The sequence below is a fragment of the Pseudofrankia coriaricola genome (assembly GCF_032027725.1).
Lineage (GTDB): Bacteria > Actinomycetota > Actinomycetes > Frankiales > Frankiaceae > Pseudofrankia.
Window position 1 is genome coordinate 37,092 of sequence record NZ_JASNFO010000076.1, and the last position, 23,949, is coordinate 61,040.

Annotated in this window: 26 protein-coding genes; 8 read left to right on the forward strand and 18 right to left on the reverse strand. The window is 69.5% G+C overall.

Annotation, left to right across the window (positions count from 1 at the left end):
- Positions 1-14 precede the first annotated feature (14 nt).
- The 4 genes from QOZ89_RS33730 to QOZ89_RS33745 all read right to left on the reverse strand — a co-directional run bounded on the left by QOZ89_RS33730 (position 15) and on the right by QOZ89_RS33745 (position 3,151).
- Entirely contained in the window at positions 15-140 is a 126-nt protein-coding gene (locus QOZ89_RS33730; protein WP_274536546.1) for a hypothetical protein, read from the reverse strand.
- An 80-nt stretch (positions 141-220) separates the two neighbouring features.
- The gene (locus tag QOZ89_RS33735; RefSeq protein WP_071049649.1) at positions 221-1,201 is read right to left on the reverse strand and encodes an ABC transporter permease; all 981 of its coding nucleotides are present in this window, start codon (positions 1,199-1,201) and stop codon (positions 221-223) included.
- 1 nt (position 1,202) lies between these two features.
- Positions 1,203-2,816 carry a sugar ABC transporter ATP-binding protein gene (locus tag QOZ89_RS33740; protein WP_071049650.1) on the reverse strand — a complete coding sequence of 538 codons (1,614 nt, stop codon included), beginning with the start codon at positions 2,814-2,816 and terminating at the stop codon, positions 1,203-1,205.
- On the reverse strand, positions 2,813-3,151 hold the full coding sequence (locus tag QOZ89_RS33745; RefSeq protein ID WP_131804038.1) for a type 1 periplasmic-binding domain-containing protein: 339 nt from the start codon (positions 3,149-3,151) through the stop codon (positions 2,813-2,815). The genes QOZ89_RS33740 and QOZ89_RS33745 overlap by 4 nt, the downstream gene beginning before the upstream one ends.
- A 316-nt stretch (positions 3,152-3,467) precedes the next feature.
- Between QOZ89_RS33745 and QOZ89_RS33750 the strand changes: the two genes are divergently transcribed.
- From QOZ89_RS33750 to QOZ89_RS33760, 3 genes are all read left to right on the forward strand, one after another.
- The gene (locus QOZ89_RS33750) at positions 3,468-3,998 is read left to right on the forward strand and encodes a cupin domain-containing protein (protein ID WP_312627822.1); all 531 of its coding nucleotides are present in this window, start codon (positions 3,468-3,470) and stop codon (positions 3,996-3,998) included.
- 395 nt (positions 3,999-4,393) lie between these two features.
- Complete coding sequence (locus QOZ89_RS33755) at positions 4,394-4,891, forward strand: MarR family winged helix-turn-helix transcriptional regulator (protein ID WP_312627824.1); 498 nt, start codon at positions 4,394-4,396, stop codon at positions 4,889-4,891.
- Between the two features lie 201 nt (positions 4,892-5,092).
- Positions 5,093-6,112, forward strand: a complete 1,020-nt coding sequence (locus QOZ89_RS33760; RefSeq protein ID WP_312627826.1) for a hypothetical protein — start codon at positions 5,093-5,095, stop codon at positions 6,110-6,112.
- Between the two features lie 112 nt (positions 6,113-6,224).
- On the opposite strand, the gene QOZ89_RS33765 is transcribed toward QOZ89_RS33760, so the two are convergent.
- The gene (locus QOZ89_RS33765) at positions 6,225-6,416 is read right to left on the reverse strand and encodes a hypothetical protein (protein WP_071049655.1); all 192 of its coding nucleotides are present in this window, start codon (positions 6,414-6,416) and stop codon (positions 6,225-6,227) included.
- A gap of 610 nt (positions 6,417-7,026) precedes the next feature.
- On the opposite strand from QOZ89_RS33765, the gene QOZ89_RS33770 reads away from it, so the two are divergent.
- Positions 7,027-7,935 (forward strand): alpha/beta fold hydrolase, encoded by a 909-nt coding sequence (locus QOZ89_RS33770; RefSeq protein WP_241841849.1) that lies wholly within the window; start codon positions 7,027-7,029, stop codon positions 7,933-7,935.
- A gap of 60 nt (positions 7,936-7,995) precedes the next feature.
- Here QOZ89_RS33770 and QOZ89_RS33775 read toward each other — a convergent pair whose 3' ends face one another.
- From QOZ89_RS33775 to QOZ89_RS33785, 3 genes are all read right to left on the reverse strand, one after another.
- Positions 7,996-8,904 (reverse strand): amidohydrolase family protein, encoded by a 909-nt coding sequence (locus QOZ89_RS33775; RefSeq protein WP_312627856.1) that lies wholly within the window; start codon positions 8,902-8,904, stop codon positions 7,996-7,998.
- Positions 8,905-9,119: 215 nt separating this feature from the next.
- Positions 9,120-11,120 (reverse strand): acetoacetate--CoA ligase, encoded by a 2,001-nt coding sequence (locus tag QOZ89_RS33780; protein ID WP_312627830.1) that lies wholly within the window; start codon positions 11,118-11,120, stop codon positions 9,120-9,122.
- A complete protein-coding gene (locus tag QOZ89_RS33785) occupies positions 11,117-11,938 on the reverse strand; it encodes a crotonase/enoyl-CoA hydratase family protein (protein WP_312627832.1) in 822 nt (273 codons plus the stop codon). Before QOZ89_RS33785 ends, QOZ89_RS33780 begins: the two co-directional genes overlap by 4 nt.
- A 49-nt stretch (positions 11,939-11,987) precedes the next feature.
- Here QOZ89_RS33785 and QOZ89_RS33790 point away from each other — a divergent pair, with 49 nt between their 5' ends.
- Positions 11,988-12,452, forward strand: coding sequence for a MarR family winged helix-turn-helix transcriptional regulator (locus QOZ89_RS33790; RefSeq protein ID WP_312627834.1), 465 nt, complete (start codon positions 11,988-11,990; stop codon positions 12,450-12,452).
- A 9-nt stretch (positions 12,453-12,461) separates the two neighbouring features.
- Here QOZ89_RS33790 and QOZ89_RS33795 read toward each other — a convergent pair whose 3' ends face one another.
- Genes QOZ89_RS33795 through pcaH form a run of 4 tightly spaced genes read right to left on the reverse strand, consistent with a single transcriptional unit; the run spans position 12,462 to position 15,330 of the window.
- A complete protein-coding gene (locus QOZ89_RS33795) occupies positions 12,462-12,767 on the reverse strand; it encodes an alpha/beta fold hydrolase (RefSeq protein ID WP_312627836.1) in 306 nt (101 codons plus the stop codon).
- Positions 12,764-13,990, reverse strand: coding sequence for a lyase family protein (locus QOZ89_RS33800; RefSeq protein WP_312627838.1), 1,227 nt, complete (start codon positions 13,988-13,990; stop codon positions 12,764-12,766). Before QOZ89_RS33800 ends, QOZ89_RS33795 begins: the two co-directional genes overlap by 4 nt.
- A gap of 6 nt (positions 13,991-13,996) precedes the next feature.
- Positions 13,997-14,551, reverse strand: a complete 555-nt coding sequence (gene pcaG / locus QOZ89_RS33805) for a protocatechuate 3,4-dioxygenase subunit alpha (protein WP_071049660.1) — start codon at positions 14,549-14,551, stop codon at positions 13,997-13,999.
- The gene (gene pcaH / locus QOZ89_RS33810) at positions 14,548-15,330 is read right to left on the reverse strand and encodes a protocatechuate 3,4-dioxygenase subunit beta (protein ID WP_071049661.1); all 783 of its coding nucleotides are present in this window, start codon (positions 15,328-15,330) and stop codon (positions 14,548-14,550) included. The genes pcaG and pcaH overlap by 4 nt, the downstream gene beginning before the upstream one ends.
- Before the next feature lie 71 nt (positions 15,331-15,401).
- Between pcaH and QOZ89_RS33815 the strand changes: the two genes are divergently transcribed.
- Positions 15,402-16,160, forward strand: coding sequence for an IclR family transcriptional regulator (locus QOZ89_RS33815; RefSeq protein ID WP_071049662.1), 759 nt, complete (start codon positions 15,402-15,404; stop codon positions 16,158-16,160).
- Positions 16,161-16,196: 36 nt separating this feature from the next.
- Here the strand turns inward: QOZ89_RS33815 and QOZ89_RS33820 are convergent, their stop codons facing one another.
- The 4 genes from QOZ89_RS33820 to QOZ89_RS33835 all read right to left on the reverse strand — a co-directional run bounded on the left by QOZ89_RS33820 (position 16,197) and on the right by QOZ89_RS33835 (position 20,287).
- Positions 16,197-17,183, reverse strand: a complete 987-nt coding sequence (locus tag QOZ89_RS33820) for an IclR family transcriptional regulator (protein ID WP_083418838.1) — start codon at positions 17,181-17,183, stop codon at positions 16,197-16,199.
- Positions 17,184-17,218: 35 nt separating this feature from the next.
- Positions 17,219-18,184, reverse strand: coding sequence for a PDR/VanB family oxidoreductase (locus QOZ89_RS33825; RefSeq protein WP_312627842.1), 966 nt, complete (start codon positions 18,182-18,184; stop codon positions 17,219-17,221).
- Between the two features lie 234 nt (positions 18,185-18,418).
- Positions 18,419-19,510 (reverse strand): Rieske 2Fe-2S domain-containing protein, encoded by a 1,092-nt coding sequence (locus QOZ89_RS33830; RefSeq protein ID WP_241841829.1) that lies wholly within the window; start codon positions 19,508-19,510, stop codon positions 18,419-18,421.
- A gap of 213 nt (positions 19,511-19,723) precedes the next feature.
- Positions 19,724-20,287 (reverse strand): TetR/AcrR family transcriptional regulator, encoded by a 564-nt coding sequence (locus QOZ89_RS33835; protein ID WP_071049665.1) that lies wholly within the window; start codon positions 20,285-20,287, stop codon positions 19,724-19,726.
- Positions 20,288-20,373: 86 nt separating this feature from the next.
- Between QOZ89_RS33835 and QOZ89_RS33840 the strand changes: the two genes are divergently transcribed.
- Positions 20,374-20,697, forward strand: a complete 324-nt coding sequence (locus QOZ89_RS33840) for a cupin domain-containing protein (protein ID WP_071049666.1) — start codon at positions 20,374-20,376, stop codon at positions 20,695-20,697.
- An 83-nt stretch (positions 20,698-20,780) separates the two neighbouring features.
- The gene (locus QOZ89_RS33845) at positions 20,781-21,611 is read left to right on the forward strand and encodes an NmrA family NAD(P)-binding protein (RefSeq protein WP_071049667.1); all 831 of its coding nucleotides are present in this window, start codon (positions 20,781-20,783) and stop codon (positions 21,609-21,611) included.
- Between the two features lie 178 nt (positions 21,612-21,789).
- On the opposite strand, the gene QOZ89_RS33850 is transcribed toward QOZ89_RS33845, so the two are convergent.
- Together QOZ89_RS33850 and QOZ89_RS33855 are read right to left on the reverse strand one after the other, a co-directional pair.
- Positions 21,790-23,328 (reverse strand): alpha/beta hydrolase domain-containing protein, encoded by a 1,539-nt coding sequence (locus tag QOZ89_RS33850; protein ID WP_397428892.1) that lies wholly within the window; start codon positions 23,326-23,328, stop codon positions 21,790-21,792.
- A 13-nt stretch (positions 23,329-23,341) separates the two neighbouring features.
- Positions 23,342-23,878 (reverse strand): TetR/AcrR family transcriptional regulator, encoded by a 537-nt coding sequence (locus QOZ89_RS33855; protein ID WP_241841831.1) that lies wholly within the window; start codon positions 23,876-23,878, stop codon positions 23,342-23,344.
- Between the last annotated feature and the right edge of the window lie 71 nt (positions 23,879-23,949).

Below are 23,949 nucleotides of genomic sequence, written 5' to 3' on the forward strand. Positions count from 1 at the left end.
TGCACTGTCACCGCCTACGACATCGCCGCCGGCGCGGCGGGGAGCATCGCCTGGTCGGCGGCGATCGTGGATGCCGCGAGCCTGCGCACGGACTCGCTGACCGGTCCGAACGCGTCGACCGGCAGCGCTCGAAGATCCACGTCCTGGCCGCCGGCAACGGTGACCTGCCGGCGGCCTGGCGCGCGCCCCTACCAATCGGCTTCTTCGGTGACCGGCCGGCTCACGTGGCGACTTGTGGTGCCGGCCGCCGTCTCCAGGATCGGATGTTCCACCGTTCTGCGATTCGGCCGAATCCTTCGACCGCGACGGCCAGGAGGATGAGGACGCCGAGCGTCACCTGCTGGTAGAGCGGGTCGAGTCCGAGCAGGTTGTAACCGTTGCCGATCAGCGCGAGGAAGAGGATTCCAAGGACGGAGCGCCACACCGCGCCCTCCCCTCCCAACATGCTCGTGCCGCCGACCACGATGCCCGCGATCACGGTGAATGTCAGCGTGTCGCCGCCGTTGGTGGCCTGGGCGCTCAGCACCCGTGACGAGTCGATCAGTCCACCAAAGGCGGCTGCGCCGCCGCTGATGGCGAACGTGGCGACGCGAATCTGCGTCACGCGCAGGCCGGCGAGTCGAGCGGCATTGATGTTGCCACCGACCGCGTAGATGTGCCGGCCGAAGGACGTGGCCCAGAGCGCCGCACCCAGAAGGCATGCCACCAGGAGTGTCAGCCAGGTCGCCGACGTGACGCTGAAGATCTGCGTCCTTGCGAGGTCGCCGTAGGCCGAGCGGTGATAGAGCGTGATGCTGTCGCCGGAGGTGATAAGAGAGGCGATGCCCGAGACCACGAACGACATGGACAGCGTCGCGATGAGCGGGTTTATCTCGAAGATCGCGACGATGACGCCGTTGAGCAGGCCGACGAGCACGCCCACGAGCACGCCCACGAGTAAGGCGAGCCCGATGTCGCCGTGCTGCGCGAGGCGCGCGGCGACGACCGCCGAGAGCGCGTACACGGCGCCGACGGACAGGTCCAGCCCGCCGGCGACGAAGACCAGCGTGCCCGCGCAGGCGATGACCAGTAGCGCCGACTGCTGGTCAAGGAGGTTGAGCAGGTTCACCTTCGTCGCGAACGGCTTGCTGGAGATGGCAAGCGCGATGAACAGAATGATGAAGGGGATCAGAATGCCAGATCTCCGCAGTCCTCGAAGCATGTCACTCTCCGTCGCGCCTGATCGTGTTGCGTAAGGACGGGTGTGGTTGACCGGCTCCGCGCCACGCAGAGTCGGACTCGGCCTCCTGCGTGTTCGTCAACGCGGCCGTGAGGATTCGGTCCTCGCGGATCTCGTCACCGACCAGCTCGGCGGAAACCTCGCCGCGGCACATCACCAGGACCCGGTGCGAGAGGCCGATGAGCTCTTCGCGCTCAGATGAGATCAACAGAATGCCCACGCCCTGTTCGGCCAGTCCGTGCAGCAACCCGTAGATGGCCGTCTTCGCGCCGATGTCGACGCCTCGGGTCGGCTCATTGGCGATCAAGGCCAGCGGTCTGCGCATGAACGCCCGAGCGAACAGGACCTTCTGCTGGTTGCCGCCAGACAGCGTCGACACCGGCCTGCGTTGCCGGTCCGGCGGGACGTCCAGTGTGGACAGCACCTCGGCGATGCGTTGTGTCTCGGCACGTCGGCGCACCACGCCCAGGCGGCTCACGTCGGCGAGTGAACTGATGCTGACGTTCTCCACGATCGGCCTGGTCAGGAACAGCCCGTCGTCTCGCCGCGATGCCGGGACCATGCTCAACCCGTGGGCGAGCGCTCGTCTCGGGCTGGGCCGGCGGACCGGTTCGCCTCCGATGAACAGCTTTCCGGACGACATCTTGAGCTGGCCGAACAGCGCGCGTGCGAGCTCTGCGCGACCCGATCCCTCTAGCCCAGCCAACCCGAGGATCTCCCCGGCGCGTACCTCGACGGACACGCCGCGCACGCCGGGCGCCACGATGTTCTCGCCGCCCAGGACGACCGGCGCGGTGGCGGGGGCCGGTCGTTTCTCCGGAAACACCGTCGATAGATCGCGGCCGAGCATCGCCTGGATCAACGACGCTTCGGTCTCCGCACTCGCCGGACCGGTCCGCACATGCTTGCCGTCGCGCAGGACCGTCACCGTGTCGGCGAGCGCGAGCACCTCCTTGAGGAAGTGAGTCACGATCAAGACGGTCGCCCCGCGTGCCACGACGGAACGGATTGTCCTGTGCAGCACGTGGGCTTCCTGCTCGGTGAGCGCCGCGGTCGGTTCGTCCATCACGATGAGGTCGGCACGCCGGGACAGCGCCCGCAGGATCTCGACCTGCTGCTGTTCGCCCAGCCGTAGCGAACTGACCTGCTGGAAGCCATCGAGCCGGAAGCCGGACTCGTCGCTGATCATTTGCCACCGCCGCCGCAGTTCGCGGCGGCGTACCAAGCCGCATGCGTGCGGCTCGGCACCGAGGAACACGTTGTCCTGGACGGCGAGGCCGGGCACGAGCGAGATCTCCTGCTCGATCGTGGCGATGCCGTGGACGAGGGCGTCCCGCGGAGAGCGCATCGAGACAGTTCGGCCGCCGATGGCGACCTGGCCCTGATCAGGCTGGATGACACCGGCGATGATCTTTCCGAGCGTCGACTTCCCGGCACCGTTCTCGCCGACCAGGGCGTGGACCGTGCCTGGCTCGATCCTGAGCGTCACGTCGTTCAGTGCCCGGACCGCACCGAACGTCTTGGAGATCCCGATGACCTCAAGGCCTGCGAACGAGCGCCGCGGGGCCTCGGCGGTCTCGACGACGTCGATCCTCATCCGCTCCACTCACCCGTGAACTTGCCGACGTTGGACGTGGTCGCGAGCCCGCCGTCCGGCAGGTCGGCAGCGGGGTTGCGCCCTCCGCTGACGACGTTCTGCCGAACTGCCTTGACGAGGGCTTGGACCGCGACGCGAGCGGTTGTCGCGGGCAGCGTCGGGACGTCGCCGAACCAGACACCTTGCCGCACCTGCTGCAGGCCGGCGACGCTCCCACCCAGACCGATGATCTTCACCTGCTGTGCTTTGTGGGCCGCCACCACGGCCTGCGTCGCGCCCTGCATGCCTTGATCCGAGCCGACCAGAACGTGGATGTCGGGATGGGCCTGGAGCATCGTTTGCGCCGAGGCAAGCCCGCCGGCCGCGCTGAACTTGTGACCGCCTCGACCGGGGCCGGCGTCACCGCCGGCGGTCAGAGGCCGGGACGGGCTGCCATATTGGCTATGCCACATTGCCGCCGAGTGTGGGACCACGTCATCGCGCCGTCAAGCCTCGGAAACCTGCCGGCCTCTGCGCTCCAGCAGCAGGAGCAGTACTTACAGGCAGCCGAAGAGGTCGGTTGGGCGGCCTGTTGACAGGGCGTCGAGGCTTTGCTTGGGTACTGATTGGACTGGCCACCTGGCCAAAGCTACTGGAGCTTGAGGAGATCAGATGCGCAGAGTGATCGTGGCGAACGTCAACGGAGTCAGCCGCGTGGTCGACGACAGTGCGCCGCCGAGGTCCAGACAGGCCGTGCACACCCCGGGGTTCTCCAACACGCTCCTGTGGTCGACTCCCCCGAACGCTTCGACGGAGTACGACGGGACAGACCCCACCCTCTCCGCGGGAACCTTCGTTCCCGCACCTGGCGGCTCCTCCCTGCTGCTCCTGACCCTTCCGCCCCTGGCGGTGTTCCAAGATCCCGGGTTCGACCGAGAAGCCGCCGCGGCGGAGCATCCGCTGATCTCTCCGGGCATCTACGAGCTGATGGAGCCGGACAACCCCGGTATGCATACGACCCCGTCGGTCGACTACGACTTCTTACTGGAGGGAAAGTTGACCTTGGAGCTGACCGCCGGTGAGGCTGAACTGAACGCCGGAGATGTCGTCGTCCAGATCGGCACCCGCCACGCGTGGCGGAATCGCTCCAACCGAGTCGCCAAGCTGCTTGTCGTGTTCATCGGCGCGACCGGTACGGCCTGAATCGTCAAGGGCACCCAACCCGCGCGGCGACCGACTTCGCCTACCTGGTTCGGGGCGTTCCCCTACAGGACCGTCGGGCCGGGCTCCAGCGCGCGCAGCCCGCCACGCCGGACGCGAAGCGCTAGCCCCCCTTGGCCGCCGCAACGCCTGTGCCCACGCCGCCGCCGAGCAGGGACTGGTTCGGCAGGGACCTGGCGCGGTGGCGGTTGTCCTCCACACAGGAGCACCGATCCGACACTCACAGATCACAAAGCGACAGCTGGGACTAACGCTCGTGGATGGCGCCGTCGCCACCACCGCCTTCCTGGAGTGGCTGCATCAGCGCCGGCATCGGGGCCGGCCCACCCAGCAGAGCGCGGTCCATGCGTGCACAAGCAAGCTGTAAGCTGGGCGGCATGGCAGACGATGACGGCGTCGTTCCGCTTCGCCAGGACGAAGAGGCGGTGATCCGGGCGCTGTTGCCCGCGATCGCGGCAATGATGCGGGCATTTGATGCGGATCTGGACCGTATGCAGCGTATGGCGCACACCGAGTACGTGGTCCTGATGTTCCTGTCCGAGGCGCCCGAGCGAACGCTACGGCTCAATGACCTCGCTGCCCGCTGTCACAAGTCGCTGAGCGCGGTAAGCCGCGCGGTGGGTCGACTGGAGGCGCAGGCTCTTGTTCGTCGGTCGCTGTCCCTTGATGACGGTCGTGGTCGCGAAGCGGTCTTGACCGAGGCTGGGCTCGCTCGTCTTGATGAGGCGCGGGCCACTCATGTCGAGAGCATTCGGCGCCATCTGATCAACCACCTGGAGGGCGTCGACCTTGGCGCCCTGTCCCGGGCTCTGGAGCACATCGCCGATGCTGATAGTTCCGCGAAGCTCCCGAAGCGAGCGACGTCCGCTCGGTAGCACTCTGACACCGACTCGCTAGGCCCAGCGGACCGCGGACTGACGCCCGAGTCCCCGTGAACGCACGCTGTAGCTAAGAAATCGCATCACGCTACTGTGGCGGAGGCCATAGCTAGCCATTCTCGCGGCGGTGTTATGTTTGCTCGCGCAAGCAAGTTACTGCCTAGGCGCAACTCACCGAGCTCGACCGGAGACACGCGAATGGAAACCAGTCGGCCAGCAGGAAACGGCACCTCACGACGGACGTTGTTCCGCCAGGCCACGCTCGCCGGAGCGGGGATTGCCGCAGCCACGCTTCTCCCCGCGGGGAGCGCGTCGGCCGCCGGCACCCGGGACGGCCTCACCTTCCCCGGCGTCGATATCGTCATCGATGCCTCGCACGCCACTGAAGACGTGGTTGTGTTGGTCCGGGAGTACCTCACTCGCAAGAGCGCGCACAGTCCGGATGCGACGATGTCATTCTTTTGGCGCGATCCACTCACGTACATCGATGCGGTGCTGGGGTGGTCCTGGTATGACTGGGACTCCTTGCGGACATCTTTGGGCCAGTTCATGCCGAACTGGCCCAAGGACGGCAAGTCGTATCCCACACGGATACTGGGCGATGCGACTAGTGCCCTAGTTTTCTTCACCGATACCGCCGGCCTGTTCGGACCGTCCGAGATCCGGACGGTCGGTGTCATCAATTTCGACGACCGCAAGATCACACGTCAAATCGATTACTGGGACGGCCGGCATTTCGGGATCTCCGACACGCTGGGGCTGAAAGTATCCTCGGACAAGTTCCCGACGGACTTCCGGGAGTCGACAGTCGGAGAAACCGCGGCGCTCGGCATGAAGAACGTCACGTACCAGCTCGCCGGAGCCCTGCGAGACGGCGACGGAGCGCGCGCGGCGCAACTTTTCGCGCCTGGCGCCATTTTCGAGGACGTTCCAGCGCACGTGCAGCTTGTCGGCCCTCGGAGTATTGGCTCCTATCTGGCCAACGCCATCTCCCTCTTGCCGTACACCGGTCGCGGCACGGTCGTTCGACATGTCGTCGGCGGCGCGGTGGGCGGGGGCTACGAATGGACTTCCGCTGATAACCCTGTTCCTCGCGGCGTCGTCGCGCTCGAGTTGGACCTCTGGGGAAAGATCACCCGCCTTACCGCGATGTGGGACGGCTCGCTTGTCGACGACTCAGCGTTGATCTCGCTGGGCCAGAAGGCGGTCGAACGCTGAACGTTGCGCCCATCCCAGAATGGTCGCCGCGAATCGTGTCCGCCTCACGCCCAGTTGACGCCGGACTTCGAGCCCGGCTGTCGCGTCACTCGCGGCCTCCATTTAACGATCTTCAGCGGTCTTGATCGCCAGCGAGTTTTGGCCTGTGTTCGGAGTGTTGGCGGCGAAATTCGGGGAGCAGGGCGAGGAGCAGCAGTGCGCTGGCGGTGCAGGCGAGGCCGCCGGAGACGACGGAGATGGCATCTGAGAACGCGGTCGCGACGGTGCCGGCCTCGAGGTCACCGAGGCGTGGTCCGCCGGTCACGACCGAGATTTGTAGGCCGGTAAGCCGGCCTCGCGGGGTGTCGGGGGCCGAGAGCCGTTCTGATGTAGGACGTCCCGCAGCACAGGTTCTCGACCTCGACCGGGCTGTCCTGGCATGGTCGTTGCGGCCCGTCGACCGGACCGACGGTCGCGTCCGGGCGCGTCGGCCAGGCTGAGCCACCAGGCAGGCGCTTTCCCCCACCCGATCATCGCCAGCGAGACCGGGTTCGGAGCGTTCTCGAAGGAGCCGACAAGCGACGCCTCATCGAGCGCGACCGACGCGGCGCTTCCTGACCGCCGAAAAGTGCGCGCACATGCCGCTCTGCGCACGTTGGCCGGGTGTAGCCACCTGGGTCCTTGCTGATGCCGCGGTGGGATGAGGGCGAGCGGCTTCCTGGTGGCGCTCGCCGCAGTGTGGCTTGCTGCCGGTGACGGCCACTGGGCGCTGGAAGTCCCTGGCGAGGTGAGTCCGTTTAGAACCGCCCGGTAATCGCGCTGGAGAGGGATGTGTGGCGCGGGTCGTTCACATATCGTCTGGCCCTGTGAGGCACCAGGTTGTAGACGCCCGGGGGACGAGGATCCACTGCGTCGAGGAAGGGTCCGGTCGGTTGGTGCTGTTCGTCCACGGGTTCCCCGAGTCGTGGTACTCGTGGCGTCACCAGTTGCCAGCGATCGCCGAGGCTGGGTTCCGGGCCGTGGCAATCGACGTCCGAGGGTACGGGAGGTCCTCCGCCCCCGTCGAGGTCGAGGCGTACGGGATGCTCCAGCACGTCGGCGACAACCTCGGGGTGGTAGAGGGGCTCGCCGGCCGGGGCTCACCGGCGATCATCGTCGGCCACGACTGGGGGGCGCCGATCGCCGCCCACTCGGCCCTGTTGCGACCGGACATCTTCACCGCGGTAGCTCTGCTCAGCGTCCCGTACAGCCCCCCGGGCGGTCGGCGGCCCACCGATGCCTTCGCCGAGATGGGAAGGCTGGCCGGCCCGGACGAGGAGTTCTACATCAACTACTTCCAGGAGCCGGGACGGGCCGAGCGGGAGATCGAGATCGACGTTCGATCATGGCTGCTCGGCGGCTATCTCGCGTCGTCAGGTGACGGGGCGACGTCGGCGTCGGACGAAAAGCCCGCCGGCACCGTGGCGCGCGGAAAGATGCTGCGAGACCGCTTTCCCGCTCCCGACCGCCTCCCTGCCTGGCTCACCGAGGACGACCTTGAGTTCTATGTCGAGGAGTTCGAGCGGACCGGATTCCGGGGAGCCCTCAACCGCTACCGCAACGTGGACCGGGACTGGCAGGACCTCCAACCGTGGAGAGGCGCGCCCATCCGAGTTCCATCCCTCTTCATCGGCGGGGAAAAGGACAGTCCGACCCTGTGGGGAAGCCGGGCCATCGCCCGCTTCCCCGACACCCTGCCAGGCCTACGCGGCAGCCACATACTCCCCGGCTGCGGTCACTGGGTTCAGCAAGAACGAGCCGACGAGGTCAACCGGCTCCTCGTAAACTGGCTGAAAACGCTGTAACCGTCGAGGCCAGCAGAACCAACGACGACAACGGAGCGTTGATCGTCGCCGCGAACCCGGCTAACTCACCGCTGGTGGGGCCCCGGCTCCCGCCCCGATCTTCCGATCGAGCTTGAGGAGGCGCAGAGCGTTCTCCTTGAGGATCAGCGTGCGGACCTCGTCGGACAGATCGAGGGCGGCGAAGTCGCGCAGCCAGCGATCCGGGGTGAGGACCGGGTAGTCGGAGCCGAACAGCACCTTGTGCCGCAGCAGCGATCCCGCCTGGCGGACCAGCTGCGGCGGGAAGTACTTCGGTGACCAGCCTGAGAGGTCGATGTAGGCGTTGGCCTTGTGGGTGGCCACCGAGATCGCCGCGTCGACCCAGGGCACGGCCGGGTGGGCCATGATGATGTCAAGGCCAGGGAAGTCGGCCGCGACGTCGTCGAGCAGCATCGGGTCGGAATAGCGCAGCTTGATCCCCCGTCCGCCCGGCAGGCCGGCGCCGATGCCGGTCTGCCCGGTGTGGAACAGGGCGATCGTCTCGAGCTCCTCCAGGGCGGCGTAGAGCGGGTAGAACGCGGCGTCGTTCGGCGCGAAGCCCTGCAGGCTCGGATGGAACTTGAACCCGCGGACCCCGTGGACCTCGGCGAGCCGCCGTGCCTGCGCGACCGCCTCGGCGCCACGCAGCGGGTCGACCGAGCCGAAGGGGATGAGCACATCGGCGTGTTCGGCAGCCTCTGCCGCGATCTGCTCGCTCGACAGCGCCGGGTGTCCCAGGCTCGTGGTCGCGTCCACGGTGAAGACGACAGCGGCCATGTCGCGCTCGCGGTAGTACTGGGCGATCCGCGCGAGGCTCGGGGTCCGGTCCTGGTCCACGCGGAAGTACCTCGCAGACGCGTCCAGCAGCTCGTCGTCGAGGGAGAAGTGTCCTTGGCCGTCGGACTCGACGTGGGTGTGGACGTCGAGGGCCACGATGCGGCCGGTGTCGATGGCTGGCGCGTAGGGGCGGGTCACGGGAGTGCCTTCCTGGTGTTCTTGAGGGCCAGTAGCGTCACGAGGAGGTCGTCGCGTTCGGCGACCATCCGCGCCTGGTCGAGGCCGGTCAGCTCGTCATCGACGCCGGCGACCAGCTTGGAAGAGCGCCGCCCAGCTCGCGCCGATCACGCCGGTCCCGACGACGGCCGCGCGCTCGACTCCGGCGACGCTCATCGTGGCCGTGCCTGGCGGTGGAGGGCGAACTGCGCGAACGCGTCGAGGGACGCCGGGTCGAGCAGCGACCCCGGCGAGGCGACGGCGTCCACGGCCGCGCCGCGCAAAATCTTCTTGACCGGGACCTCCAGCTTCTTGCCAGTGCGGCTGTACGGTACGGCCGCGACCTCGACGATCTGGTCCGGGACGTGGCGCGGCGACAGCGCCGAGCGGATCTGCTGGCCGAGCCGGCGGCGCAGGTCGTCGTCGAGTCGGTGACCCTCGCTCGGTACCACGAACAGGATGAGCTCGCCCATCCCGCCGGCGGAGTCCTCGAGGTGGACCACGACGCTGTCGCTCACCTCCTGGATGTCCTGCAGCGCCCGGTAGAACTCGGCTGTGCCCAGCCGCACTCCGCCGCGGTTGAGGGTGGCGTCCGAACGGCCGGTGATGACGCAGGTGCCCGCCTCGGAGAACCTGACCCAGTCGCCGAACCGGAACAGCCCCGGGAACTCGGCGAAGTACGCCGCCGCGTACCGGCTCCCGTCGTCGCCCCAGAACCCGACCGGCATAGAGGGCATCGGCGCACCGATCACCAGCTCACCGAGGTCACCCACCACGACGTTCCCGCGTTCGTCGAGTGCCTTCGCGTCCACGCCCAGGCTGGCGCCGGACATCTCGCCCGCCCAGACCGCCTGCAGCGGGGACGCCTGCACCAGGCCGGTGCAGACGTCGGTACCGCCGCTGCCGACGTTGAGCAGCACCCGGTCACCCAGCTGCTCGTGCACCCAGCGGAACCCCTCCGCCGGGAACGGGCTGCCGGCGACGCCGAGCTGGCGAAGCCGCGAGAGGTCGAACTCCGCGGCCGGTCGCAGCCCTTCGCGCCGGCAGGCCATGAGATAGCCGGGGCTCGCGCCCATCAGCGTGGCCCCGGTCCGCTCGACCAGCCGCCACTGCTCGCGCAGGTCGGGGTACAACGGATTGCCATCGATCATCACGACCGATGCGCCGAGGGCGAGGCTGGAGACACCGACGTTCCACATCATCCAGGCGGTGGTGGTGAACCACAGCAGCCGGTCGGCCGGCCGCAGGTCCCAGTGCAGGCCGAGATTCTTCAAGTGCTCCAGCAGGATCCCGCCGTGGCAGTGGACGATGGCCTTCGGCAGACCGGTCGTCCCCGACGAGAACAGGACGTAGAGCGGGTGGTCGAACGCCACCGGCTCGAACTCCAGCGGGTCGTCGGCGGCGTCGAGAAGCGACGGCCAGGCGACGGCGTCGTCGAGAGTGTCGTCGAGGGCGAGAGGTCCATAAGGGACATGGACGAGGTGCTCGACGGACGGCAGCGCGGCCCGGATCGCGGCGAGCTCCGCGCACCGGTCGATCTGCTTGTCGCCGTAGGTGTAGCCGGCGACCGCGAGCAGAACCTTCGGCTCGATCTGGGCGAACCGGTCCACCACGCTCGGTGTGCCGAACTCGGGCGCGCAGCTGGCCCAGATGGCACCGAGGCTCGCAGTCGCGAGGAAGGCCACCAGCGTCTCCGGGCAGTTCGGCAGATAGGCCGCGACCCGGTCGCCCAGCCCGACGCCGAGACGGCGCAGGCCAGCGCGGGCCCGGCGGACCTGCTCGGCGAGCTCACCGAACGTGAGCTCGACCGGCGGGCGAGTCTGCGAGTAGCCGAGAACCGCGAGGCTGTCGGCCCGGTCCGCCGTGGCGAAGCAGTGCTCGGCGTAGTTGAGGGTGGCACCGGTGAACCACTGGGCGCCCGGCATCGACCGCTCGACGAGGACCCGGTCGTAGCGGGCGTGTGCCTTCACCCCGAAGTAGTGCCAGATCGACTCCCAGAAGTCCTCGAGGCGATCGACCGACCAGGCCCGCAGGTCCGCCCAGCCGGCTAAGGTGAGGCCACGCTCGCGGGCGAGCCAGCCGAGGTAGTCCTGAACCCGGGCGCCGTCGGTGACCTCCGGTCCCGGGCGGTAGAGAAGGTCCGGGGCACCCGCCCGGCGCGCTGTGGCCGTCATCGGTTCGACTCCTGTGGGTTGGTCACCTTCGCGGCCGTCCCGTCGAGGAAGGCGCGCATCCGGTCCTTGGCTTCGACGCTGTCCTGCGCGACGGCCGACATCAGCGACTCCAGGAGCAGCCCCGCCTCGGGGCCGGCCTCCGCGATCCGCGGCAGCGCGTGGAGCACCGCGTAGGTCGTGACCGGCGAGTTCTGGGCGACCCGGGCCGCGAGCCCGAGCGCGGTGTCCAGGCCGGCGCCGTCGTCGACGACGTACTGGGCCAGGCCGTACCGTTCCGCGTCGGCGGCGGAGAGCACCCGCCCGGTGAGCATCATGTCGGTCATCCGAGCTGCCCCGATCAGCCGCTGGATCCGTACCGACCCCCCGCCGCCGACGAACAGGCCCCGCTCGCCCTCCGGCAGCGCGAAGAACGCCGACCGCTCCGCCACCCGGATATGGGTGGCACAGGCGAGCTCAAGCCCGCCGCCGATGACTGCCCCCTTCAGAACGCAGATCACCGCCACCGGGCACGACTCGATCTGCCCAAAGGCGTGATGCCACATCCGGGAGTGGTGCAGGCCGTCGAGGGTGTCACGTTCACGGAGCTCACCGAGGTCGAGGCCCGCCGAGAAGTGGCTGCCGTCCGCCGCCAGCACGGCGGCCCGCGCCCAGCCCGGCGGTGCGGCGAAAAACGCGCCCAGCCCGAGGACGGTCGCGTCGTCAAGGGCATTGCGTTTCTTGGCCCGGCTCAGGCTCAGGACGGCGACGTCCCCAGTGCGGTCGAGCCTCAGCGAGGGCGGCAGGGCGGCGAGATCGGGCACGAGGCTTGGTCCAATCAACAGGAAACCTGATGATCTTAAGTGTCGAGTATCATCAGGTTTCCTGTCAATGCTCGTGGTCTTCCGAAGGTTGAGAGGCAGCGTGGACCACCCGCCCCCGTCGCTGCTGTACGCGGTGAAGCGCCTGGAGCTGGCCGTCCGGGCCGGTCTCGACGACGCGCTCCGCGCGTCCGGCGTGACGACCCCCCAATACACTGCGCTCACCGTGCTCGAGCGCTCCGGCGCCGTCTCCGCGGCGCGGCTCGCCCGCGACTCGTTCGTGACCCCACAATCGATGGCGGACATGCTGCGCACCCTCGAGGAACGCGGCCTCATCCGCCGCGAGACCAACCCGCGCAACCGCCGCGAATCCCTGGTTCACCTCACCGACGCGGGCCAGCACCTCCTCGAGGAATTCGCCGCGCCGGTCGCCAACCTGGAAAACCGGATGACCCGCTCACTCGCTGCGCGCGAGGTGGCACGGGTTCAGGCGAGCCTGTACGAGATGTGGCAGGCACTGCTGCCGGGACATTAAGCCGTGGCGCTAGCCAGGGCCGAGAGAGACCCCCGCGTAGGCGAACTGGGTCGCGCCGTCACCGCGCGCCGCGGCCACCTCCTCCACGTAGGCAAGAACGCCCGCGGCCAGCTCGCCGATCGTGAACGGCCCGTGGACAGGCGCGGCACCATGGCCGGGCAGGTCCCAGCCGACGACGTGGAAGGTGTCCCCGAGCAGGCCGGCCGCCGTGGCCCACAGGGCCGTCGACGAGGTGCCCAGCGACGGTCCGACGACGAGCAGGGGCTGGTGAGGACGCCCGGCGAGCCTGCCACCGGTGATGCGGGGCACGGTCACCGCGTGGCCGCCAGGTTGGCGTGCGCGCGGGCGAGCACGGCGGTGATGACGTCGTCGGCGACGCCGAGGTACCCGTCCTCGCACGGTTCGCCGCCGGTGAAGGCGGCCACCGAGCGGCGCTCGGCCGTCAGGCCAGGCCAGGCGGCCTCGGCGGTGGCGCGCATGCGGTTGACGTCGACCCGCAGGCCGCGCAGCAGCTCGCTGGTGTGGCTGGCCGCGACGACCGCGCGCCGGGCCAGGTCGCGCACCGTCGACCACTCGGCGTGCCAGGCGCCGTCGGGCCGCTCGTCCCCGGCCAGCGCCGCCGCGAGGTGCAGCGTCGAAGCCAGCGCCGGCGCGGTGAGGGCCGCGCGGCGGATCAGCACCGAGAGGACCGGGTTGCGCTTCTGGGGCATGGTCGACGAGCCGCCGCGCCCGCCCGCGGCCGGCTCCGCGAGCTCGCCGATCTCCGGGCGGGACAGCGTGGCCACGTCGGCGGCGAGGCGGCCCCAGGCGTCGGTGCCGGCCACCAGCGCGTCGCCGATCGCGGTGAACGTCGTACGCGTCGTGTGCCAGGGCGCGGCGGGCCGCAGCGAGAGCGCGGACGCGGCGTCCGCGACGGCGCTCGACACCGCCGAGACCGGGTCCGCGACGCCGCGCAGCCTCGCCAGCTCGACGGCAGCCGACAGCGTCCCGGCCGCACCGCCGAACTGCCCGGGCAGCGCCACCCGGTCGAGCGCGTCGGCCGCGTCGAGCACCCCGGTCAGCCAGCCGGCCGTCTTGAGCCCGAACGTCGTCGGGACCGCGTGCTGGGTGAGGGTACGACCGGCGATCACCGTGCCCCGGTGGGCGTGGGCTAGCGCGGCGAGCGAGCCGACCTGGTCGCGCTGCTCCTGGCGGACCCGGTTCACCACGTCGCGCAGCAGCAGGACGAGGCTTGTGTCGATCACGTCCTGGCTGGTGAGGCCGCGATGGACCCAGTGGGCGCCCGGTCCCGCGGCGCGCTCCCGCCACAGCGCCACGAGCGCTGGTACCGGATTGCCGGTGGCTTCGGCGGCGCGAGCGACGGTGGCCAGCTCGTCCGGCCCGACGAGGCCGGTCAGCTCGGCGCTGGTTGGCGCGATTTCCGCCCGGGCGAGCGCATCGAGCCAGGCCTGTTCGACGCGCGCCATCGCCGCCAGCCACGACGCCTCGGTGACCAGGTCGCCGGCGCGCTCGTCGCCGGGCCAGAAAAGATCACTCACGGGGGCTCACTGGCCCGGGTAGCGCAGGAAGACGGTCTCGTCGCCGCCTTGCAGGCGGATGTCGAACACGAAGCCGCGCTCGTCAGTCGACGCGATCAGGGTTCGTCGGCGCTCGGCCGGCAGCGAGGACAGCAGCGGGTCGGCGGCCAGCGCCGCGGAATCGCCCGGCACGTAGGCCCGGGTGAAAAGCCGGTCCAGCAGGCCACGCGCGAAGACGGTGACGGCGAAGAACGCCGCTCTGCCAGCCTCGGTCGGTCCGGGCACCAGGGTGCTGAACGCGTAGCACCCGTCCCCGCCGGTGGCCGCCCGCCCGAAGCCCGTGAATGTCCACCCGTCGCGGCGCAGCGAGCCGGGCTCCCGCGCAACGGTCCCGTCGGGGCGGGCCTGCCAGAGCTCCACGAGCGCGTCCGGCACCGCGTTGCCTGCGCCGTCGAGCACCTGTCCCCGCAGGACCACCGCTCCCGGGCCGCCCGGCGGTACGAGATCGCGGTCGCCCTCGTAGGGGAGGGCGTAGTGAAAGAACGGCCCGACAGTCTGACCCGGGGTCGCGGTCGGCGTCATGCGACGTCCTCGGACTCGAACCAGGTCTGCCGGCCGCCGGTCAGCACGATGTCCCACCGGTAGCCGGTGGCCCACTCATGGCTGGTCAGGTCGTGGTCGTAGGTCGCGACCAGCCGGTCGCGGGCCCGATCGTCGATGATCGACTGGTAGATCGGGTCGAGCGCCCGCAGCGGGTCTCCCGGGAAGTACAGCTGCGTGACGAGGCGCTGGGTGAACGAGCTGCCGAACACCGAGAAGTGGACGTGCGCCGGACGCCACGCGTTGAAATGGTTGCGCCAGGGATAGGGACCGGGCTTGATCGTCTGGAACCGATACCGGCCGTCCGCGTCGGTCAGGCATCGTCCCGTTCCGGTGAAGTTCGGATCGAGCGGCGCCGGATGCTGATCTCGCTCGTGCGTGTAGCGGCCCGCGGCGTTGGCCTGCCAGATCTCGACCAGCTGCCCGCGGACCGGCCGGCCCGCACCGTCGACGACCCGCCCGGCCAGGATGATGCGCTCGCCGATCGGTTCGCCCGCGTGACCCGCGGTCAGGTCGGCCTCCAGCGGGTCGACATCGCGGGCGCCGAAGCAAGGAGCCCAGCGTTCGATCGTCTCCGGCTCGACGTCGCACAAGTCGCCGGTGGGGTGCCGCAGAGTGCTGCTGCGGTAGGGCGGATAGTCCAGCCTCGGCTGGGTCTCCTCGACGCCCGCCTGCCGGTAGCCAGCCTCGATCGCCGCGATCTCGGAGCTGATCACGGACTGCGGCTCCAGCTCGGGCGCCGGAACGGCGATACTGCTCATGCAGCGCAGCGTAGGAGCGCCAGCGGTGACCGCGACCGCGGATGCTTCCGCTCAGTGGAAGAATCGGCCGTATGGCGGGTAACACCAGCACCCCGGGCGCGACCGTCGCGGGCCGGATCATGGCCATCCTCGGCGCGTTCGACGACCACCACCCGCGACTGCCGCTGTCGGACATCGCCCGGCGCGCCGACCTGCCGTTACCCACGGCCCATCGCCTGGTGGGAGAGCTTGTGCGCCACGGCGCCCTGGCGCGCACCGACGACGACTACGTCATCGGCCGGCGCCTGTGGGAGCTCGGACTGCTCGCCCCGATCGCGTCGACCCTGCGCGAGACAGCCGCGCCGTTCCTGCACGACATCCACGCCGCCACGCGCGCCACCGTCCACCTGGCGGTGCGCGACGGCCACCAGGTGCTGTACCTGGAGCGGATGGCCGGTCGGGACTCGGTGCCGGTGGTCAGCTCGGTCGGCTCGGTGCTGCCGCTGCACGCCACCGGCGTCGGCAAGGTGCTGCTCGCCCACGCGCCGGACGACGTCCGGCGCGGCGTCCTGTCGTCCCTTCCGCGGGTGACCCCGTACACGATCACCCAACCGGGCCGGCTCAACGAACAGCTCAAGCAGATCCGACGCGTCGGATACGCCACGACGGTCGAGGAGATGTCGCTGGGCGCCTGCTCCGTCGCCACACCGGTTCACCGACACGGCCAGGTGGTGGCCGCGATCGGTGTCGTCGTACCCACCCTCAGGCGCGACCGCGGCGGGGTCACCGCCGCGCTCCACGTCGCTGCACAAGGGATCTCACGCCAGCTCGGCGCCCTACCACCGGCGTGAGTCGGCTGCGCGTCGGCTGCTGGGTCCGGTGGCGAGTCAGGCGGCCGGTGGGGTGGGGATCCCGCCGGCGAGCGCGCGGCTGATGCCGCGGGCGGCTGTGCGGACCGCTGGTCCGAGCGCGTCGGGCGCGGTGATGCTCGAGCAGGTCGTCGACGCGGGTGTGTACAGCTCAGGCATGCGGACCTTGCTGTTCGCCGGTGACCATCTGCTGTCGTTCATCACTCCGTCGATCGGGTTGGACGGCCGCGCGGCGCTCGCCCGCACGACAAGGGACAGAGCCGCCACGACGTTCCCCGCCCGGTCGACGACCGGCGCCGCTACCGACAGCGCGTCCATCGTCACCTGACGGTCGCTCACCGCGAGTCCAGTCCGTCGGACACCGTCCAGCGTCCGGCGCAGGACCACCGGATCCGTGATCGTCTTCTCGGTGAAGCGACGGAGCGGCCCAGCCAGCGCTGCCTCCTGCACCTCCTGCGGCGCGTAGGCGAGGAGGACCAGCCCCACCCCTGTCGCGTGCGCCGGAAACCTGCCCCCGACCCGGGTCAGCACTCCGACGGAGTGCCTGCCCGCGATCCGTTCCACGAAGACGACCTCGTGGTCCGCCCGGACGGCGAGTTGCACATTCTCGTGAGTGACCTCGTAGAGGTCCTCGAGGAATGGCATGGCCAGCTCGCGCAGGCGCAGCCCGCGGGGCGCGAGTGAAGCCACCTCCCACAGCCTCAGCCCAACCTGGTAGCGGCCGAGGTCGTCGCGTTCCAACGCCCCCCACTCTGTGAGATCGCCGACCAGCCGGTGCGCGGTGGTGAGCGGTAGTCCCGCCCGGCGGGCGATCTCACTGACCGTCAGTTCGGTGTGGCCTGGCGCGAATGCCTCCAGGACCATCAAGGCCCGGCCGGTGACCGACCTCGGCCCGACTGGGCGGCGCACTCCCGGCGTGGCCACGCCGACGGAGCATGCGGCCGCCTCGGCGGGCGATGCCGGGGGCGTGTTGGTCTGCCCGGCCGGTATCGGCGCAGTGGTCATCGTGGCTCGGCGGACCCGTCCGTGTGGGCGGCGGCCTACAGGTCCAGCACCAGCACCGGGGTGCGGGAGCGGGACACGCAGATGAACATCGTGTCGTTCGCGGCCTGCTCCTCCTCGGTGAGCAGCGAGTCCCGGTGGTCGGGCATCCCCTCGAGCACCACGGTCTCGCAGGTCCCGCAGGTGCCTTCGGTACACGAGTAAAGGACGTCGACGCCGGCTTCCTCGAGCGTCCGCAGGATCGACTGGCCGGCCGGTACTACCAGCGTCTGCCCGGAGCGTTCGAGGCGCACCTCGAAATCGGTGTCCGGCCGGTTCCGGGTGACCTCCTTGGGCGAGAACCGCTCCACGTGCAGCGAACCGCTCGGCCACGCCCGGCACCGGTCCTCGACGGCGCGCAGGAGCGGCTCGGGGCCGCAGCAGTAGACGAGGGTGTCCGCGACCGGGGAGTCGAGGATGCTCAGGTCGAGTAGCCCGTGGGTGTCCTGCGGCCGGGCCGTCACCCGGTCGCCGTAGCGGGCGGTGAGATCGTCGAGGAAGGCCATGGAGGCGCGGCTGCGCCCGCCGTACAGCAGCCGCCAGTCCGCGCCGGCCGCCTCGGTGGCGGCGACCATCGGCAGGATCGGGGTGATGCCGATGCCGCCGGCGATGAACTGGTACCGGGGCGACAGGACCAGGGCGAAGTTGTTGCGGGGCCCGCGGACCGCGACCCGGTCGCCCTTGGCCAGCTTGTCGTGGACCCGCTGCGAGCCGCCCCGTCCCGCTCGTTCCCGCAGCACGGCGACCTGCCAGCGGGCCGGCTGTTCCGGGTCGCCGCACAGCGAGTACTGGCGCACCAGGCCGTCGTCGAGGATGAGATCCACATGCGCGCCCGGCTCCCAGACAGGCAGCGGCGAACCGCAGGGATCCTCCAGGGTGAGCAGCGCGACGCCGTCGGCGACGACCTGCCTGCCCGCGAGGACCAGGGTCAGCTCCGTCTCGTTGTGGCCGTCGGAGTGGCTCATGGAAGCCTCTTCGTCAGAGTGTCGGGATGTCTGGTCTGGATTCCCGCGCCGCCCGCATCATGTCCCAGCGGATGGTCGAGCAGCCGCCGCCAGACCTCGGCCGGGTCCTCCGCTACGCGTCGTGCCCCGCGGAGGCGCTCCCCGACCAACAGGTCGTACCCGGTAACCCGCACCACCCGGATGACGAACCAAGCGCCCACCCGGGGCCCGCCGTGTCATGTCGTGGTCATGTGATCATGTCGTGGCGGCGGCTGTGGCGGCCGGCCGCGCCGGGGCCGGCCGCGACCCGGCGAGCATACGTGCGAGCATGCGGCGCGCGGCGAGCGCGCCGGTGTCGATGTTCACGCTGAGCTCCTGGTATCCGGCAGGCTCGGCCGCGATCACCTGCTCGAGCAGGTTCAGCGCGGTGACGTCCTGCATGACCACGGCGTGGTTGTTCTCCCGCAGGAAGTCCGTCACGCTCTGGTCGTCGACCGCGAAGTCGCGGGCCACCGCCCAGAAGTCGTACGTGGTGCTCTCGGTGGACGGCGTGATCCCATAGACGATCTCGGCGTGGAACGCCGCCGAGTCGTCGCCGTCCGGGCCGGGCAGCACCCCGACCGGCGCGATCCGGCTGTGCAGCAAGTACAGGCACGGCGGGTGGTACTCGATGTCCTGCCAGCGCGTGATCCGCCCCTGGATGCCGGTCGAGCGGGCGTAGAACGGCGGGCAGGCCGCGTCGGCCATGTGCCGGGACACCCTGACAATGCCGCACACCTCGTCCACATCGGTGGTGGTCGAGGTGTCCGCCACCTCCGGCGTCCCGATGTACCCGCCGTGCAGGTAGGTCTCGTGGGAGAGGTCCATCAGGTTGTCGACGAGCAGCGAGTACCGGGCGGCGAGCGGCTCCATCCCGCGCACGACGGTGTAGCGCGGGTCGTCGAGCCATGGCGCCCGCGGCACCAGGTGCTCGTCCGCCCGGTCCCGGTCACCGATCCACACCCAGACGAACGAGTCCCGCTCGACGACCGGGTAGGCGGGCACCCGGGCGGTCCGGGGGATCCGGTGCTGCGCCGGGACGGCCACGCAGGTCCCGGTCGTGTCGTAGGTGAAGCCGTGGTAGCCACAGACGATCAGGTCGCCGACCAGCCGGCTCTCCGACAGCGGGAAGCGACGGTGGACGCACCGGTCCGCCAGCCCGACCGCCACGCCGTCTTCCGTCCGGTAGAGAACGACCGGCTCGCCGCAGATCGTGCGGGCGAGCAGCTCGCGGCCGACCTCGGCGCCGTAGGCGGCCACATACCACTGGTTGCGGACGAACCACTGATTGCGGATGACGTCAGTCACGCTCTCCTCCAGACGTGCGGACATCAGGAGTGTGCGGGCCGCGGCAGAGGCGCCGGTACCGACCCTTCCGCTATCCGGAAGACGCGTTTGCGAGAACGGGTACGGCCGGCGCACTCACAAGCCCAGCGACGATGCACCTGCCCTGGACCGCGGCGATCGACGGCTTCGGGATCTCCCGCCGGCGCCTGGCGTAGAGGGCCATGGATTCTCTGGTCAGCGGCCCCCCACCCTGAGGTGGCCGGCGACGATACGGGTGATCTCCTCGGGGTCGTGGCCCAGTTCTTCGGGGAGGTTCCCGGTGAGCCACAGGGCCGCAATTCCGTGGACGATTGCCCAGGCCGCGACACCGGCGGCGCGCTGGCCGTCGTCTGGATGATCCGTGCCGTAGAGCAATGTCGATGTGGCCGCCTTCGCCGCGCGGAGTTCGGCGTCGTCGCGGCGATGCAGCTCGGGCTGGAACATGGCCTCGAAGTAGGCGTGGTGAGTCACCGCGAAGCGGACGTAGGCGACTCCCACCTCCAGGAAGCTGTGGCGGGACCGGTGCGCTTCGCGGAGCGTGTCGCCCAGCATCCGATAACCATCGGCGGCGAGGACCGTGAGCAACCCGGCCTTGTCGCCGAAGTGGTAGGTGACGGATGCGTGGGAGACGCCCGCCCGCCGAGCGACCTCCCGCAGGGTCATGGCAGCCGGGCCAACCTCCTCGATCAGGCCGACGGCCGCGTCCACCAGGGCTCGCCGCAGGTCGCCGTGGTGGTAGGGGTGGGTGCCGGCCGCCATGCCACCGATCCTACTTGCAATCTTTCCACTGGAAAGGTATCTTTACGACGGAAAGATACATAAGTGAAATATGAGGGGAAATCTGGATGATCCCGTCATTGGAAGGTTGGGAAATCGGCCGTGCCCAGGGGATCGACTGGAGTCCCTGGGGGCAGGAGGGCAACGCTCGGGCGAAGGTCATCGGCAGCGCGGATGGGTATTTTGTGGCACTCGTCGAGGCCGACGCCGGCTATCGCGGCACCCCCCATGAGCACAAATACGCCGAGTTCTTCTACCTACTGGCCGGACAGATCCGCAACCAGGGCCAGGTCCTGGCGGCCGGCGACGGCTATGCGGCAGCAGCCGGCTCGACCCACGAGGACTTCGAGGCGCTTACCCCGTCCACCTACCTGAGCATCTTCAAGATCTGATCCGGATCGGCCGGTCAACCAGAGAGAAGCTCAGGTAAACGGCCGATGATCGACTCAGGGCGCGACGTCGAGAAGGCGAGAAAATGATCTTGGTGACGGGTTCGACCGGCAACGTAGGGGCGGAGTTGGTGCGCGCCTTGGTCGAGGCGGGCGAGCGGGTGCGCGCGCTGGTGCGCGACCCGCGGCGGGGCCGGCTGCCGGATGGCGTCGAGGTGGGTGTCGGTGACCTGAACCAGCCGGAAAGTCTGGCCGGTGCGCTGACCGGTGTTCGTGGCGTGTTCCTGCTGCCCGGGTATGCGGACATGCCGGGCCTGCTCAACCAGATTCGGCTGGCCGGCGTGGAGCGGGTCGTGCTGCTGTCGGGGGGTTCGGCCGGAAGCGGGGACACGAACAACGCGGTTGCCCGCTACATGATCGTTTCCGAGGGTGCCGTGCGGGAGGCAGGAGTCGGCTGGACCTTTCTGCGGCCTGGAGCGTTCATGTCCAATGCGCTGCGGTGGGTGCCACAGCTCAGGATCGGTGACGTGGTGCGCGTACCGTTCGGCGGCGTGCGGGCCGCCGCTGTCGACCCGTACGACATCGCGGCGGTCGCGGCCCGGGCTCTGCTGGTCGACGGCCACGAGGGGCAGATCTACCGGCTGTCTGGCCCCGAATCGCTTCTGCCCGCCGACCAGGTCGCGGTGCTGGGCAAGGCGCTTGGCAGGGAGCTGCGCTGCGAGGAGCTGTCGAACGCCGAGGCCCGGGCGCAGATGGAGGCAAGTATGCCGGCCGAGTACGTCGACGCCTTCTTCAGCTTCTACGTCGACGGAACACTCGACGAATCCCAGGTCCTACCAACGGTGCGGGAGGTGACAGGCCAACCCTCACGCACCTTCGAGCAGTGGGCGGAAGCGCACGCCGACGCTTTCCACTGAAGGGGCGACGGCGAGCCCGCTAACGGCGATGGCTGGTCCGACGGCGGCGTCGCCTTCCCCGCCGCCGGCACCTCCAGCACGTCCATCCGGATCGTGCGGGTCAGGCCGCTCAACTGACACCCCAGGAAAGGGACAGGCGCGGCGAGGTCGCCGCGCCTGCCCCACACTGCCTGGGGTGCTAAAGGATGCGTGATGGTTGGGCGTAGGCGATCAGGGCGGGGCGGTCGGCGGTCAGAGCGAATCCGGCTTTGATCGTGGCATCCGTCGCGGCGTTGTACTTCTGGAGGTAGGCGTCGCGCGACGGGTAGAGCGCCGCGAGGCGAGTCGCGGGCAACGGCGTGGTCGAGCCGAACAGCACACAGATCGATGAGGGGTTCGGGTCAGGGGTGCCGGACAGGACGTCAACCGGTACGGCGACCGGTGGGGTGCGGATGCCTCCGCGGGCGATGCCGTCGGCGTCGCGCACCACCTGAGGGGTGGCGCCGGTGGTGACGTCGATGCGGGGTGCGGTCGGCGGCGGCGTTCCGGTCCGGGCCCAGGCGTCGAGGGCGTGCAGGGCGGCTTTGACGACGATGTGGGTGGGGGAATTGTTGATCGCGACCGCGCAGTTGAGGGCGCTCGCGAACGGGCCGACCGAGTGGGTGTCCGCATGCGAGGCTCCGGCGACCTCCCACAGCCGGAACCGGTTGGTGTCGGGTTGGCGGGCCTGCACCGAGTTCAGAACGACGGTGAGGTCGCCTTCGGTCTGGACATCAATCACGGGAACGTCGGTATCGGTTCGGATGATCGTCGCCGGGGTCGCGTTGGCACCCTGGATGCTGGCGGGTTGGCCGGGGGCGGCGAGGGCCATAGCGCCGGCACCTCGGCTGTGGACGAGGAACCCGTCGAACTCGTGCGTGAGCGGCTGCACGCCGTTGAGATAGGCGACCATCGCGTAGGCCGACTGGGACTCCCCGGCAGCGAGCAGACGTCGCGGCGTCAGTCCGCCCGTCGCCGTGGCGCCGGCCCGGATCGTCCGCGCCACCTGAGTGAAGATGTCGAATGCGTAGCCGTCACCGGGCTGGTTGAGCGAGCCATAGCGTGCCGGGTCCGTCCCCTTCAGCCCTGGGGTGACGCTTCCGGCGGCGGACGGAGTAAGGGCGGGGCCGCCCATGACGCCGATGCGTTGCGCCGAGACGCCGACCCATATGTCGCCTTGCCGCATGATCTCTTCGTGGGTGTTCCACCATTCCACGTCCGAGTCGACGCCGGAGCTGACGTTCAGCCATTCGACGACCACGGTGCCGTTGAAGTCCTTGGCGGCGGCCGGCCGGCGTACCAGCACCCGGGTGCTGTAAGCCGCGGTGCTGTCGGGCGTGAACGTCCAGCGCCCGTCGTCGGCGTACCCGCCCTGCGCCTTGTACGAGGTCGCTGTCCCGGACGCCGCGTACTCCTGCTCGACGTACCCGGTGCCCTGCAGGTTCACCGAGACCGGGGAACCCATGTTGACGCCTTTTCCGCCTGCCAGCTCCTGGAACGTGGCAGCCGGGCCTACGGGTCGTGATGGGGCCTCCGCCGACGACGATGCCGACGTCGTACCCGTCGTGTCTGAGCTAGAACACGCGGATGCGACGAGTCCAACGGCGACCAGGCTGCTGATCACCCCGAGGCACCGCACGCCGGGTAATACTCGACGCTGGCCGGAGAGCGAATCACGGGCCCGAATCACGCGTCTCATCGTTCTCGTTGTCCTATCTTCTGGGTTCAGGCTCTGTGTGGATGGTGACGGTAAGGACGGTCAACAGCCGCATCAGCCGGTCGGCGAACGCCTCGGCATCGAGGGGATCCGGACCGTCGACCACCCAGGAATTGAAGATCGCGGCCCACCCGCCGATGACGAATCCGGTGAGGTCCTCGACCAGATCCGCGGGAAGGCGTCGGTCAGATGCCTGGAGCACAAGCTGCGCGTTGAAATCATGGAGCACACCCTGCAGCACCTTGGACAGTTCGTAGGAGCACGGTCCGGTCATCATCGCCCGGTAGAAAGACCGGTGATGGGCGAAATGCTGGGTCGTCGCAAGCACGCGCGTCCGCGTGTCCGGCGCCTCCGAGATACTCGGCACGAGTTCGCGCCTCGCCAGATCGAGTGCGGCTTCCAGCAGCAACGTGTCGCGGTCGCCGAACTGCTGGTAGAGCAACTGCCGGCTCACGTCCGCGGCTCGGGCGATATCAGACACTCCGACGGCTGAGGTGCCTCGTTCGACCACGAGAGACACCGCGGCCCCCATGAGAGCGGCCCGCGATCGGCGAACCCGTCGGTCCCCTGCCCGGACGGGCTCCGTAAGTGCGGTCTCCACGA